The 12,716-nt window shown below is 28.2% G+C and carries 14 protein-coding genes; 13 read left to right on the forward strand and 1 reads right to left on the reverse strand.

The genetic code is table 11. The features are described from left to right. Position 1 precedes the first annotated feature (1 nt). The 11 genes from I1959_RS04480 (at position 2) to I1959_RS04530 (ending at position 9,934) form a co-directional block, all read left to right on the forward strand. The gene (locus I1959_RS04480) at positions 2-754 is read left to right on the forward strand and encodes a DUF116 domain-containing protein (RefSeq protein ID WP_166505872.1); all 753 of its coding nucleotides are present in this window, start codon (positions 2-4) and stop codon (positions 752-754) included. Between the two features lie 34 nt (positions 755-788). Next, entirely contained in the window at positions 789-1,490 is a 702-nt protein-coding gene (locus I1959_RS04485) for a zinc metallopeptidase (protein WP_092924331.1), read from the forward strand. Between the two features lie 56 nt (positions 1,491-1,546). After that, positions 1,547-2,872, forward strand: a complete 1,326-nt coding sequence (gene rsmB / locus I1959_RS04490) for a 16S rRNA (cytosine(967)-C(5))-methyltransferase RsmB (RefSeq protein WP_195237242.1) — start codon at positions 1,547-1,549, stop codon at positions 2,870-2,872. Positions 2,873-2,881: 9 nt separating this feature from the next. Beyond that, a complete protein-coding gene (gene rlmN / locus I1959_RS04495) occupies positions 2,882-3,913 on the forward strand; it encodes a 23S rRNA (adenine(2503)-C(2))-methyltransferase RlmN (RefSeq protein WP_092924337.1) in 1,032 nt (343 codons plus the stop codon). An 18-nt stretch (positions 3,914-3,931) separates the two neighbouring features. Next, a complete protein-coding gene (locus I1959_RS04500; protein ID WP_195237244.1) occupies positions 3,932-4,681 on the forward strand; it encodes a Stp1/IreP family PP2C-type Ser/Thr phosphatase in 750 nt (249 codons plus the stop codon). Between the two features lie 12 nt (positions 4,682-4,693). Beyond that, the gene (gene pknB / locus I1959_RS04505; protein WP_195237246.1) at positions 4,694-6,589 is read left to right on the forward strand and encodes a Stk1 family PASTA domain-containing Ser/Thr kinase; all 1,896 of its coding nucleotides are present in this window, start codon (positions 4,694-4,696) and stop codon (positions 6,587-6,589) included. Between the two features lie 168 nt (positions 6,590-6,757). Further along, positions 6,758-7,642, forward strand: coding sequence for a ribosome small subunit-dependent GTPase A (gene rsgA / locus I1959_RS04510; protein WP_092924346.1), 885 nt, complete (start codon positions 6,758-6,760; stop codon positions 7,640-7,642). A 1-nt stretch (position 7,643) separates the two neighbouring features. Further along, positions 7,644-8,300, forward strand: a complete 657-nt coding sequence (rpe, locus tag I1959_RS04515; RefSeq protein WP_166505868.1) for a ribulose-phosphate 3-epimerase — start codon at positions 7,644-7,646, stop codon at positions 8,298-8,300. A gap of 9 nt (positions 8,301-8,309) precedes the next feature. Beyond that, on the forward strand, positions 8,310-8,954 hold the full coding sequence (locus I1959_RS04520) for a thiamine diphosphokinase (protein ID WP_166505867.1): 645 nt from the start codon (positions 8,310-8,312) through the stop codon (positions 8,952-8,954). 162 nt (positions 8,955-9,116) lie between these two features. Then, positions 9,117-9,644: a flavodoxin domain-containing protein gene (locus tag I1959_RS04525; RefSeq protein ID WP_166505866.1), complete on the forward strand. Its 528-nt coding sequence runs from the start codon at positions 9,117-9,119 to the stop codon at positions 9,642-9,644. Between the two features lie 140 nt (positions 9,645-9,784). After that, the gene (locus I1959_RS04530) at positions 9,785-9,934 is read left to right on the forward strand and encodes a 2-oxoglutarate translocator (protein ID WP_092924358.1); all 150 of its coding nucleotides are present in this window, start codon (positions 9,785-9,787) and stop codon (positions 9,932-9,934) included. Positions 9,935-10,160: 226 nt separating this feature from the next. On the opposite strand, the gene rpmB is transcribed toward I1959_RS04530, so the two are convergent. Continuing rightward, a complete protein-coding gene (rpmB, locus tag I1959_RS04535) occupies positions 10,161-10,349 on the reverse strand; it encodes a 50S ribosomal protein L28 (RefSeq protein WP_092924361.1) in 189 nt (62 codons plus the stop codon). 311 nt (positions 10,350-10,660) lie between these two features. Between rpmB and I1959_RS04540 the strand changes: the two genes are divergently transcribed. Further along, positions 10,661-11,011, forward strand: coding sequence for an Asp23/Gls24 family envelope stress response protein (locus tag I1959_RS04540; protein ID WP_092924364.1), 351 nt, complete (start codon positions 10,661-10,663; stop codon positions 11,009-11,011). 14 nt (positions 11,012-11,025) lie between these two features. Further along, the gene (locus tag I1959_RS04545; protein ID WP_195237248.1) at positions 11,026-12,648 is read left to right on the forward strand and encodes a DAK2 domain-containing protein; all 1,623 of its coding nucleotides are present in this window, start codon (positions 11,026-11,028) and stop codon (positions 12,646-12,648) included. Positions 12,649-12,716 lie beyond the last annotated feature (68 nt).

The following is a 12,716-nucleotide window of genomic DNA, read 5'->3' on the forward strand; positions in this document are numbered from 1 at the left end:
AATGGTAGAATCAAAAAAGTATATGACGGCCATAGGTATATTATTAGTAATTCTTTTGACTATAGGTTTACTTGTTAACTTTTTTATATCTACTTTAGCAGGTGTATTTGCTATAATAACAGATATACTAATATTATTAGCATCGATAGTAATAATATTTTCTATAGTAGTTACAAATAATATTATAAGGGATAAAGATGTAGACTCATCTTTAATGAAGGTTAACTTTAAAATCGTATCATTTTTATTTCCTATAATAACTATTATTGCAGAATTTGTTAATATACCCAAAAATGAAATAAGAAAGGTATATATAAAATTAAACAATAAATATATATATAGTAATAGTTATAACTTAAAGCCAGAAGAAATATTAATATTAATACCTCATTGTGTTCAAAGAAATAGCTGTAAGTTAAAAGTTACTAACAAAATAGAAAACTGTGCAACTTGTGGTTTGTGTAATATAGGAGATTTAGTAAAATTAAAAGAAAAAACAAATGTAAATATATTTGTAGCTACAGGGGGAACACTAGCCAGAAAAATAATAATGGATAACAGACCAAAAGCTGTTATAGCAGTAGCTTGTGAAAGGGACTTAACAGCTGGAGTACAAGATATGAGACATGTACCCGTTTTAGGTGTATTTAATAAAAGACCTAATGGACCTTGTGTAGATACTAATATAGATATAAATGAAGTTGAAGAAGCTATAAAATTTTTTACAGAGAGAATATATAGCTTATCTTTATAAGAATCTATATTAAATTAAGATAGGAGTGTTTTATATGTTTTATCCATATGGATATGGGTATGGTTTAGACCCTACAATTATGATATTAATTCCAGCGATACTTTTTACTATTTATGCTCAATTTAAAGTAAGTAGTACTACTAGTAAGTATCTAAGAGTGAATTCAAGTAAAGGTTATACTGGAGAACAAGTAGCAAGAACAATATTAAATTCTAATGGATTAAATAACGTATCTATAGAAATGGTTACAGGGCATTTAACTGACCATTATGATCCAAGAAGTAATACTGTTAGATTATCACAAGATATATATTATGGAACATCGATAACATCTATATCAGTTGCGGCACATGAATGTGGCCATGCAATACAGCATGCTAAAGGATATGTACCACTTAATTTTAGAAGTGCTTTAGTTCCTATAGTTAATTTTTCATCTAATATATCTTGGTTATTAATTGCTTTAGGATTTATAATGAGGGGACCATTTTTAGAAATAGGAATAATACTATTTGCAGCATCAGTCTTATTCCAAATAGTAACATTACCAGTTGAATTTAATGCATCAAGTAGAGCTATAGTTCAGCTTAATAATCTAGGAATAGTAGACAAAAGAGAATCTAATCAAAGTAGAAAGGTTCTTACAGCAGCAGCATTAACTTATGTAGCTGCAGCATTAACTTCAGTTTTACAACTACTTAGATTACTAGCAATAGCAAACAGAGATAATGATTAAAGGAGATTGTCCTAGGGTTTCTAGGACTTTTTCTGTTTAAATTAAGGAGAAATAGCATGAAGGCAAGAGAAATAGCATATAAGGTACTTTTAGATATTGAGGAGAATAATAATTATTCTAATACATCAATAAATAAACATTTTAAGAAAATTGAAATGACTAATCAAGATAGAGGTCTTGCTACAGAATTAATATATGGTGTAATAGAAAATCAATATTATTTAGATTATATAATAAATAAACTTTCTAAGATAAAGACACAAAAGATGTCAACTTGTGTTAAAATATTGCTAAGATTAGGTGTATATCAGATAGCATTTTTAGATAGTATATCTGATTATGCAGCTGTTAATGAGACCGTAAATTTAGTCAAAAAATATGATAAAAGATCATCAGGATTTGTAAATGCAATACTTAGAAATATAATAAGAAAAAAAGAAGAGATTTTAAAATTAGATATAGATGATAACATAATGTATTTATCTACTAAATACTCTTATAGTCCATGGATGATAAAAAATTGGATTAAAAACTTTGGAGAAGAATTCACAAAAGATTTATTAGATTCTAATAATGAAAAGCCAAATTTATACTTAAGAGTTAACACTTTAAAAATTAACAGAGATGAACTTATAGAAAAGCTAAATAATATAGGTGTAAAAGCTTATAAAGTAAACCTTATAGAAGAAGCTATAAGAGTGGAAAACTTTAAAAATATAGAAAATAATGAATTGTTTAAAGAAGGATTATTTACAGTTCAAGATATAAGTTCAATGTTAGTTGGAAAAGTAGTTAATCCTAAAAAAAATTCATTAGTACTTGATATGTGTAGTGCACCAGGTGGAAAAACTACTCATTTAGCGACTCTTATGAATAATACTGGAGAAGTTTTGGCCAGAGATATATTTGAACATAAATTAAAACTTATAACATCAACAGTAAATAGATTAGGTCTTAAAAATGTAGTTGTAGAAAAATTTGACTCATCTAAAGTAGATGAAAAAAGTATAAATAAATTTGACTATGTATTGGCAGATGTACCATGTTCAGGACTTGGAATAATAAAAAGAAAACCAGAAATAAAATATAAAACAAAGGCAGAACTAAAAGATTTACCTTTAATACAAAAAACTATATTAGAAAATGCATCTAAGTATGTTAAGAAAGATGGAATACTTGTATATAGTACTTGTACTATAGAAGATACTGAGAATATAAATATAATAAATGAGTTTATAAAGACTAACAATGATTTTGAATTAGTACCTATAGATGAAGTGAATGTAGATTTAGATAACCAAGATAAAGGATATTTAAAAATATATCCTAACATACATGGAATGGATGGTTTCTTTATAGCAAAATTAAGAAAAGTAAGGTAGTGATAAAATATGAATCAAGATAAAGTTGCATTAAAAAACTTTACAGAAGAAGAGCTAAAAGAGTTTATGAAAACTATAGGAGAAAAAGCTTTTAGAGGAAGTCAAGTTTACTCTTGGATATACAAGGGTGCTAAGACTTTTGATGATATGAATAATATTCCAAAAAGTTTAAGAGAAAAATTAGCTGAAGTATCCTATATAGGAAATATAGAAATCGAATTGAAATTAGAATCAAAGATTGATAAAACTAAAAAGTATTTATTTTTATTAAACGATGGTAATATAATAGAAACTGTAATGATGGATTACGATGATAGAGTTACAGTTTGTATATCAAATCAAGTAGGATGTAGAATGGGATGTAAGTTTTGTGCATCTACTATAGATGGGCTTTTAAGAAATTTAGAGCCTTGGGAAATCTTAGATCAAATACTAAAAATACAAGAAGATACAGGTAAAAGAGTATCAAATCTTGTTTTAATGGGAAGTGGTGAACCACTAGATAACTTTGAAAATACTAAGAAGTTTTTAGAAATAGTAAATGATAAAAATGGTTTAAATATAGGTTATAGACATATAACTTTATCAACTTGTGGTATAGCACCAAAAATGAGAGAACTTGCAGATTTAGAGATACCTATAAACCTTGCTTTATCACTTCACTCTCCATATGATGAAAAAAGAAAAGAAATTATGCCAATAGCAAATGCATATCCTATAAAGGAGATACTAGATGCTTGCAAGTATTATATAAAAAAGACAAATAGAAGGGTTACCCTAGAGTACTCTCTTATAAAAGGTGTAAATGATTCGCCAAATGAAGCAAATGAACTAATAAAGTTACTAAAGGGCATGTTATGTCATGTTAACTTAATACCTATAAACAATGTAGAAGAAAGAGACTTTAAACGTCCAGATAAGTCTCATATATACAAGTTTAAAGATATATTAGAAAAAAATAATATACCAGCTACAGTTAGAATATCTATGGGCTCTGATATTGGTGGAGCTTGTGGACAATTAAGAAGAAAGCATAAGTAGCTTTAGGGGGGAAGTCTAATGATTTATAGTTGTGACTCAGACATAGGCCTAGTTAGGAAAAATAACGAAGATTATTGTATGGGTGAAATTATAAAAACGGATTCTGCTGATATAGGCATATTTGCCCTAGCAGATGGAATGGGTGGACATAAAAAAGGAGAAGTTGCAAGTAAGCTAGCAGTAGATAATATAATGTTTTTCTTAAAGGAAAACTTATTACAAAATAATAACATCAAAATAGACTATATAGATGATATAATAAAACAAGCTTATAATGAAGTGAACTCCATAATATATAAAAAGTCTATAAGTGGTGAAGAATATTCAGGCATGGGGACTACTTTAACAACGGCTATACTATATAAAAATAAGTTATATGTAGCTAATGTTGGAGATAGTAGATGTTATTTATTAAGTAAAAATGAATTTAAAAAAGTTACAATGGATCATTCTGTAGTTGAAGAGCTAATAAAGGCAAACATCATAACAGAGGAAGAAGCTAAAAATCATCCTAGAAGAAATCATATAACAAGAGCTATGGGAAGTGAAGAAATAGTTATTGTCGATATATTTAAGCATGAAATAGATAGAGGAGATAAAATTCTTTTATGTAGTGATGGTTTAACAGGATTTGTTGATAATGAAAGTATTGAAGAGATTATGATGAAAGACATTGAAGTCAAAGAGATAAGTGATGAGTTAATAAATAAAGCAAACAGCATGTCTGGAAGGGACAATATATCTGTTATAGTAATAGAGGATAAATAGGATGGTGATAAAGTGGGAGAGACTGTTTTAGGTAATAGATATGAAATTATTAGAAAAATTGGCGATGGAGGAATGGCTTTTGTATATGAAGCTAAAGATAGACTTTTAAACAGAACTGTAGCTGTAAAAGTTTTAAGACCTGAATTTGTTGATGATGAGGAGTTCTTAGGAAAATTTAAAAGAGAAGCAGAAGCTGTAGCTAGTTTATCGCACCCTAATATAGTAAATGTATATGATGTAGGAGAAGATGGAAAAGTTCATTACATAGTAATGGAATTTATAGATGGGCAAAATTTAAAAGAAATAATAAAAAATGAAGGTGTTTTAGATGAATATACTGCACTTGATATAACTAAACAAATAGCTATGGCTCTTAGTGCAGCACATAGAAAAGGTATTATTCATAGAGATATAAAACCTCACAATATACTTATATCAAATGAAGGCAGAATAGTTAAAGTAGCAGACTTTGGTATAGCTAAGGCTGTATCTAATTCTACTATGACAAACATTGGAAGTATAATAGGTTCTGTACATTATTTTTCACCAGAACAAGCTAAAGGTAAATTTGTAACTAGTAATGCAGATCTTTATTCTTTAGGAATAGTATTATATGAAATGTTAATAGGTAAGGTACCATTTAGGGGAGATAGTCCTATATCAATAGCACTTCAGCATATAAATGATAATTTAGATTTCACTCAAGAGGAGAAAGTTAGAATTCCTCAAAGTGTAAGAACTATTATAAAAAAGCTAACAGAAAAATCTAGTGCTGATAGGTATCAAAGTGCAGAAGAATTGATAGAAGATATTGAGTACATAGAAAAGAATATAGATTTAGATTTTATAAAAGAATATGATAACTATGCTACTCAAAAGATAGAAGATAGGGAATTAAGAAACTCTATGGTTAATGTTGATGATAATCAAGAAGAAGCATATGATGATTATGAAGACGAAGACGAGTATGAAGACCCTAAGCAAAACAGAAATGAAAAAAAGAAATCTAAGAATTCAAATAGAAGAAAAAAAGAAGTAAAAGAAGATAGCCCTTTAATGAAAAAAATACTTGTAGTTGCAGCAGTAATATTGATAATAATATTAGGTGCTCAAGTTTATCTAGCAGGCAAATATTTATTAGGATCAAATAGCAATCAAACAGGAGTGGAGACAGTGATTACTCCTGATGTTAAAAATATGAGCTTAGATGAAGCTCAAAGAAAGCTAGATGATTTAGGCTTAAATGTAACAATAAAAGAAGAATATGATACAAATGTAGAAGCTAACCATGTAATATCTCAAATGCCGGAAGCTGGAAAACAAGTAAAAGAAGGAGATTCTGTAACTATCGTTTTAAGTAAAGGTAAAAAACAAGCTCAGGTTCCAAATGTAGTTGGACTTAGCTTAATAGAAGCAGAGAGTGTACTAAGAGAAAATAATTTAGTTTTAGGCAATGTTAAGCAAGAGTTTAGCGAAAGCTTTAAAGAAGGAAATATAATTAGACAGACACCTCAATCAGGTACATCTATTTCAGGGAATGGAGAAGCAGTTGATGTAGTGGTAAGTAAGGGACCTAAGCCAGTAGCACCACCTGAAGAAAATAAAAAAGAGGAAAGTGATAATACACAAACTCCTCCAGTAGTTACACCAGACGAAAATCAAAACACTAAACCAGAGACAGGTAATGGTTCAAATAATTCTGGAAATAGTCAAGGTAACTCAGGGGAATCAGGTAATACTACTCCAGAAAAACCAGGGGATAATGCTGGTGGTAATACTGGAGGAAACACAGGTGGAAATTCACCTAGTGGAGAAAATTCAAACAATGGAGGAAGTAATCCTTCTCAAGGTGGAGGAAATAACACTGGTACTGAAGGAAGTGGAAATACTACACAATCACAAGAATAAATTAGTTAAACAAAAAAGTCCAACTTAATAAGTTGGGCTTTTATTTTAATAAATATTAATGATATTTTAAGTAATAAAAAATAAATATAGGTTAATTGTTAACTTATTATGATATTATATAAAAATAGGAAAGAATAATTATGCTAGAAAAATTAGAGGAGGAAATAGATGTTAGATGGAAAAATTGTAAAAGGAATAGGGGGATTTTATTACATAGACACTGAAAATGGGATATATGAATGTAAAGCTAGAGGAATATTTAGAAAGCAAAAGATAACACCTTTAGTTGGGGATAGAGTAAAAATAAATATAGTAGATGAAGAGGATAAAAAGGGTGTAATAGAGGAAATAGACAAAAGAGATACAGAACTTATAAGACCACCTATAGCAAACGTAGACAAAGCACTTATAGTATTTGCTATAAAAAATCCTAAGCCTAATTTATCGTTATTAGATAGATTTATAGTATTGGCTGAAAAGGAAAACCTAGATATAGTCATAGTTTTAACTAAAGTAGATTTAGATGAAGATGGAGATTTAGTAGAAGAGCTAAAAAATATATATGAAATAAGTGGATATAAAGTAATACCAGTTAGCAATAAAACTAAATTAAATATAGATAAGATAAAAGAAGAATTAAATGGAAATGTAGTAGTATTCGCAGGTCCATCTGGGGTAGGTAAGTCAAGTCTATTAAATGAAATAGATAAAAACTTTGAGTTACAAACTGGTGAAGTAAGTGATAAAATAAAAAGAGGTAAGCATACAACAAGACATGCAGAACTTTTAAAACTAGAGTGTGGAGGAATGGTAGCAGATACACCTGGATTTAGTTCTCTAACTCTTGATGATATAGAAGAAAGTGAACTTAAAGAATATTTTATAGAATTTGATGAGTTTGATGACTGTAGATTTGGTTTTAGATGTATACATGAAAATGAACCAAGTTGTGCAGTTAAAGAAGCTGTTAGTGAAGGAAAAATATCTAAAAAAAGATATGATAGCTATATACAATTATTAAATGAAATAAGACAAGGGAAGAGGAGATATTAAAATGATTAAATTAGCACCGTCAATATTATCAGCAGATTTTGCAAGACTATTAGAAGATGTAAAAAAAGTAGAAAGTGCAGGATGTGAATACCTTCATATCGATGTTATGGATGGACATTTTGTTCCAAATATAACTTTAGGGCCAGGTCTTGTTAAGTCCCTTAGAAAAGATGTAAATATGGTATTTGATGCACATCTAATGATAGAAAATCCAGATAATTATATAAAGGATTTTGTAGATGCAGGTTGTGATTTAATAGTTGTTCATCAAGAAGCATGTAAACACTTACACAGAACTATACAAAATATAAAATCGTACAATGTAAAAGCTGGAGTTGCACTAAACCCAGCAACACCAATAGAAACTATAAAACATGTAATAGAAGATGTAGATATGGTACTTATAATGACTGTCAATCCAGGATTTGGTGGGCAATCATTTATAGAGGGTATGATACCTAAAATAGAAGAATTAAAAAAACTAATAGATGATAGAAATTTAAATATAGACATACAAGTTGATGGAGGAATAAAGCCTACCAATGTAGATAAAGTTGTTAAGGCTGGGGCTAATATAATAGTTGCGGGTTCTGCAATATTTAATAGTGATGATATAGTAAAAACAGTAAATTTATTTAGAGAAAATGCTAGTTTATAGGTATAAAAATTGAAAAAAGCTTGCATTATACTAAATGGAAAATCAGAGAACTACAATAATATTAAAGAAATATTAGCCAAAAATAAGTACGACTATATAATATGTGCAGATGGAGGAGCAAATCATATCTACAACATGGATATAGTTCCAGATTATATAATAGGGGATTTAGATTCTGTAGATAGTAGTATAGTCAATTATTATAAGAACCTAAATGTAAAGTTTGAAAGGTTTCCTTCGAAAAAAAATGAAACAGATACGGAGTTGTGTATTTATCTAGCTAAAAATCTTAAAGTAAAGGAAATTGATTTTTATTTTGCTTTGGGAGGAAGAATAGATCATACTATTGCAAATATAAACTTATTGTACTTTGTAAAAAGTATAGGAATGATACCTACTATAATAAGTGAAAAAGAGATAATACAGATAGCTATAAATGAAGAAATAGAAATTAAAGGAAATATAGGAGATACTGTATCAGTAATACCTTTAAGTGGTGATGCAAAAGGAGTTACCCTTACTAATTTTGAATATCCCTTAGAGGAATATGATATGAAGTTTTATTTGCCATTAGGAATATCTAATGTAATGTTAGAAAATAAATGTAGAGTAAAAGTAAATGAAGGTAGTTTAATTGCTATTAGAAATATATAAAAGATGACGAAAGTCATCTTTTTTGTGTAATAATACTAAATTAATATTATTTATGAGCTAAAAAATATAAATCTATATAAACTTAAAATATTTAAATTGTATAAAAGGATTATAAAACACATAAGTCAAATATAGTAATAATTATAATTTTGGAGGGGTTTTATGGATAATAAGGTAGCGGTTATATATAAATCTAAATATGGAAGTACTAAAAAATATTCTGGATGGATAGCAATGAGGCTAAATGCCGATTTATATGAAGTTAGTGATATTAGAAATAAGGATTTAAAAGAATATAACACTATAATATATGGTGGAGGAATATATGCAAGCAAAATAAATGGAATAAGTTTTATAGAGAAAAACTTTCATAATATAAAAGATAAAAGAGTAATAATATTTACTGTAGGTATGGAGTCAATTTCTGAAGAATTAAGAAAAAATCTAATAGATAAAAATTTTAGTGATGAAATAGCAAGTAATATAACTTTAGTTAATTTTAGAGGTTCAATATTCTATAATGAATTAAGTATAAAAGACAAAATCCTTATGAAGGGATTAAAGGTATATATAGATAAAAAAGATTTTAGAGATCTTACAGAAGATGATAAGTTGATTTTAGATAGTTTTAATAAACAAATAGATATGTGTGATAAAAAAAGTATAGATAAATTGATAGAACTTTTGTAAAAGATGTATTTTGAAATACGTCTTTTTATTTTGAAAAAATTTATTAATAAAAAGTGGGACAGGTCTAAATATGGACTATTTTGCATAAATTTAATATATACATAAGTTTAAATAGTAAAATAACTCAAGGAGGTGTTTTAATGAAAAATAGCTCTAAGGTGTTATTGGGAATGTTATGTTTGTCAACAGGAGGAGCAGTACTTTTATCTATGATGCTTCCGGGGTGGATTTGGACATTGCTTACAGCAGTTATTTTAATTGGATGTGGAGTTTTACTATTTTTTTATTGATACTTGAATATGCTTTATAAGTAAGCCAAATAAATAATATTATTGGGGGAATGTTAAATGAAAATGGTAACAATAAAAATGCCTAAATGGATAGCTGGAATTATATTAAAGTTTATGAAGGGAAGCAAGAAAAAGTAATTAATGTAATTACTATAATCATTAGATGAAATTATAAAAATACATATGAAATAAAAAAGCCTACTAATTAGTAGGCTTTAAAGAACAATTAAGCTCTTTCTATTTTTCCAGAACGTAAACATCTAGTACAAACTTTAACTCTCTTAGGAGTTCCATCTATTATAGCTCTAACGCTTCTTAAGTTAGCTGACCATGTTCTTCTGTTATGTCTATTTGAGTGTGATACTTGGTTTCCAGAAACCTTTCCTTTACCACATACGCTACATACCTTTGCCATTTACGTACACCTCCTTAAAATGATAACTATTTAAAGACTAAAAACATATTTATATTAACATAAATATTAAAAACGTGCAATAGAAATATATATTTGCTTAACAAATATTGAACAATGTCTTGTTATCATATAAAATTATATATATAATTTTGTATAAAGTAAATATTTAAAATAAAATATTTACTATTACAAAATAATTACGTAGGTTTAAATTATATCATATTTATAGTATTATAGGATATATAAATTTTTATAATAATATAAATAAAATATTTATTCCAAATAAAAATATGAACCTAAGGGGGTAAATCATGAGCGTAAAAGTAAGTAATCAATATGGAAATATAGAAATAGATAAACATGTTATAGCACAAATTGCATACAGAGCTGCTATGGAAAGTTATGGATTAGTAGGTTTAGCATATAAAACTAAGGGTATAGTAGAACTATTAAAAGGTGAGAACGTATTAAAAGGTGTTTTAGTACAAGAATTAGAAGATAACACTATAGCTATAGAATTATATGTTATACTACAATACGGAACTAATATATCTACTGTTGCAAATAACATAATAGATAGAGTAAAATATACAGTTGAGAACACAACGGCTATAAAAGTAAGTAAAATAGATATCAATGTTCAAGGAATTAGAGTTAAGTAATTAGGAGGAAGAAAATGATTCAATATATAGATGGTAAATTATTAAGAGATATGTTTGTGTCAGGTGCAAATAATCTTCAAAATAATAAAGATTTAGTTGATAAACTAAATGTTTTTCCAGTTCCAGATGGAGATACAGGAACAAACATGTCTCTTACTATATCTTATGCAATGAAAGAATTGTCTAAGGTAGAGGGGGATAATATAACTGAAATAGGTAAAGCTCTATCTAAAGGCTCTTTAATGGGAGCTAGAGGAAATTCAGGTGTTATACTATCTCAAATAATAAGAGGATTTGCAAAATCAATAGAAGGAAAAGAAAAGATATCTACATCAGATTTAGCAGATGCATTTAAGAATGGTTCAGATACAGCTTATAAGGCTGTTATAAAGCCTATAGAAGGGACTATACTTACAGTAGTAAGAGAGAGTGGAGAATATGCACTTTCAGCTTGTAAGAAAGAAAAAGATTTAGTAGCATTCTTAGAAATGGTTATAAAGGAAGCTAATAATTCATTAAATAGAACACCAGAATTATTAAAAGCACTAAAAGAAGCTGGAGTTGTAGACTCTGGAGGTAAAGGTCTAGTACTAATATATGAAGGAATGTTAGAAGCTCTAAAAGGAAATTCTATAGAGGCTTTAGAAAAATCATCTACTACTACGACACAATCATCAGCTCAAGCGCAAATGAATACGGATGATATAAAGTTTGCTTATTGCACTGAGTTTATATTAGAAAGTGATAAAGTAAGCGACTTACAAATAAGAGATATGATGATGAAGTATGGAGATAGTTTAGCAGTAGTTGGAGATGACGGTGTAATAAAAGTGCACGTTCATACTAATGATCCAGGACTAGTATTACAAGATGCTTTAAAATATGGACAATTAATAACTATAAAAATAGAAAACATGAAAGTACAACATGAAAACATATTGCTTGATACAAAAGATGAAACAGCATCAGCAGTAGAAGAAAAAGAATATGGATTCATAGCAACTTCTATGGGTGAAGGACTAGCTCAAATTTTTAAAGATTTTGGTGTTGATTACATAATAGAGGGTGGACAAACAATGAACCCTAGCACAGAAGACTTTATGAAAGCTATAGAAGAAATTCATGCTAAAAATATATTTATATTCCCAAATAATAGCAATATAATAATGGCTGCTAATCAAGCAAAAGAATTAAGTGAAAAAAATATAATAGTAATTCCTACTAAAAATACTCCTCAAGGATTTACAGCATTAGTAAACTTCAATGCAGACTTATCTGTAGAAGAAAATGAAGAAGCTATGATGGAGTCTTTAGGACTAGTTAAATCAGGTCAAGTTACATTTGCAGTTAGAGATACTGTTATGAATGATATAGAAGTTAAAGAAGGTAATATAATAGGTATAGCAGAAGGAAAATTACAATCTGCTGGAGATGGTGTTGATGAAATAACAACTAAGCTTATAGAAAATATAGTAGATGAAGATAGTGCTATAATAACTTTATTCTATGGTGAAGATGTAAAAGAAGAAGATGCAAACAAACTTCGTGACGAGTTAGAAGAAAAGTTTGAAGACATAGATGTAGAATTATATTACGGAGGTCAACCTCTTTATTACTACTTAATTTCAGTTGAATAATATTTAAAAAATCCTGTAAAATCCTACTTAGTAAGGATTGTACAGGATTTTTATCTAATAGGTGATAA

Source organism: Romboutsia sp. 1001285H_161024_C4, assembly GCF_015550185.1.
Taxonomy (GTDB): Bacteria; Bacillota; Clostridia; order Peptostreptococcales; family Peptostreptococcaceae; genus Romboutsia_C; species Romboutsia_C hominis.

Bases quoted from the DNA above. Each gene is read 5' to 3' on its own strand.
- I1959_RS04480 (WP_166505872.1), top strand. From the start codon at position 2: ATGGTAGAATCAAAAAAGTATATGACGGCCATAGGTATATTATTAGTA.
- I1959_RS04485 (WP_092924331.1), top strand. From the start codon at position 789: ATGTTTTATCCATATGGATATGGGTATGGTTTAGACCCTACAATTATG.
- rsmB (WP_195237242.1), top strand. From the start codon at position 1,547: ATGAAGGCAAGAGAAATAGCATATAAGGTACTTTTAGATATTGAGGAG.
- rlmN (WP_092924337.1), top strand. From the start codon at position 2,882: ATGAATCAAGATAAAGTTGCATTAAAAAACTTTACAGAAGAAGAGCTA.
- I1959_RS04500 (WP_195237244.1), top strand. From the start codon at position 3,932: ATGATTTATAGTTGTGACTCAGACATAGGCCTAGTTAGGAAAAATAAC.
- rsgA (WP_092924346.1), top strand. From the start codon at position 6,758: ATGTTAGATGGAAAAATTGTAAAAGGAATAGGGGGATTTTATTACATA.
- rpe (WP_166505868.1), top strand. From the start codon at position 7,644: ATGATTAAATTAGCACCGTCAATATTATCAGCAGATTTTGCAAGACTA.
- I1959_RS04525 (WP_166505866.1), top strand. From the start codon at position 9,117: ATGGATAATAAGGTAGCGGTTATATATAAATCTAAATATGGAAGTACT.
- I1959_RS04530 (WP_092924358.1), top strand. From the start codon at position 9,785: ATGAAAAATAGCTCTAAGGTGTTATTGGGAATGTTATGTTTGTCAACA.
- rpmB (WP_092924361.1), bottom strand. From the start codon at position 10,349: ATGGCAAAGGTATGTAGCGTATGTGGTAAAGGAAAGGTTTCTGGAAAC.
- I1959_RS04540 (WP_092924364.1), top strand. From the start codon at position 10,661: ATGAGCGTAAAAGTAAGTAATCAATATGGAAATATAGAAATAGATAAA.
- I1959_RS04545 (WP_195237248.1), top strand. From the start codon at position 11,026: ATGATTCAATATATAGATGGTAAATTATTAAGAGATATGTTTGTGTCA.